Origin of the sequence: Sulfurovum sp. bin170 (assembly GCF_010892395.1) — a bacterium.
Classification (GTDB): domain Bacteria; phylum Campylobacterota; class Campylobacteria; order Campylobacterales; family Sulfurovaceae; genus UBA1140.
The window spans coordinates 1-1,547 of sequence record NZ_JAACKB010000197.1 but is presented as its reverse complement, the minus strand read 5'-3'; the positions used below and the strand labels follow the sequence as shown (position 1 = coordinate 1,547).

The following is a 1,547-nucleotide window of genomic DNA, read 5'->3' as shown; positions in this document are numbered from 1 at the left end:
CTCTATAAAGTTGCCTTTTTTTGTTTTTCCATTGAGAGTGATTCCAAGTTCATCAGGAATGAGTTTTGCCATCTTGTCAGCCTGAGATAGTGGCATATCAAGAACTCTGGCAACATCACGGATAACCCCTTTTGCTAAGAGTGAACCAAAGGTGATGATTTGTGCAACTTGATTACGACCATATTTTTCAACAACATAATCAATCACTTCTCCACGGCGAGCCTGCATAAAGTCCATATCTATATCGGGCATTGACACCCGTTCAGGATTTAAAAAACGCTCAAAAAGCAGGTCATACTTCATGGGGTCAATATCGGTAATATCAAGAGAGTATGCAACTAGACTTCCAGCAGCAGAACCACGACCGGGACCAACAGCTATGCCCTTCTCTTTAGCAACTTTTACAAAATCCCAAACTATGAGCATATAGCCGGGAAATTTCATAGAGTTGATGATATCCATCTCAAACTCTAATCGCTCTCTATACTCTTCGTGCTTTGACTCATCAACATGCTTAAGTCTCTCTATCAGCCCTATTTTACATCTATATGTAAAATACTCTGCATCTGTTTCATCTTTGTCATCACTACTTAGAGGACATCCATCAGTAGCGGCATACTCTTTTGTAAACTTAAAATTAGGCGGAGTTGGTGTATCTACTATTGGTACATAATCTTCTATCTTTTGGACAATCTCTTGAGTATGTACAAGAGCCTCAGGAATATCTGCAAAAAGTCTAGCCATTTGCTCAGGGCTTTTAAGGTAAAACTCATGCACTGAGTGACGCATACGGTTTGGGTCATCGTAAAGTTTATTCATCCCAATACACATAAATGCTTCATGGTACTGAGCATCTCCTGGGTAAGTGTAGTGCGTATCGTTTGTAGCGACTATTTTTATATCTGTCTCTTGTGCAATTTTTAGTATATGGTTATCGATATAGAGTTGGTCACCAATACCGTGACGCATAAGTTCTAAGTAAAAGTCATCACCAAATATCTCTTTATATTCGTTTGCAACTGCTAAAGCTCCATCGTAACCTAAAGCACCATTTCTTACATTTTTCTCATTAGCAAGATTTAGATGCCAGTTTACCTCACCTTGAAGACAAGCAGAGGTACAGATAAGACCTTCACTGTGAGAAGCTAATTCTTTTTTGTTAATTCGCGGAAAATAGTACATACCCTCAATAAAAGCTTTTGATGAGAGATACATAAGGTTCTCATAACCTTTTTTGTTCTTGGCAAACAAACAGATATGAAATCTTTGTTTTGTAGACTTATCACCAAGTGTCTCACCATTATGAATGTAGCCTTCCATCCCGATAATAGGCTTAATTCCAGCACCCTTCATCTGATGGTAAAAGTCAATCGCTCCAAACATATTGCCATGGTCTGTCATGGCAACAGAGGTCATTCCAAGCTCTTTAATACGAGAGACTAAATTTGTTAGTTTATTTGCTCCATCTAGTAGAGAATATTCTGTGTGGAGATGGAGATGGGTGAATGGTTGAACGCTCAAAATAAAGACCTTTATATTATTAAAGT

At 38.3% G+C, this 1,547-nt stretch carries 1 protein-coding gene; it reads right to left on the bottom strand.

All coding sequences use genetic code 11. The features are described from left to right. On the bottom strand, positions 1-1,521 hold a 1,521-nt coding region (dnaE, locus tag GSY74_RS04575), incomplete at its 3' end, for a DNA polymerase III subunit alpha (RefSeq protein ID WP_164663925.1). Positions 1,522-1,547: the final 26 nt, after the last annotated feature.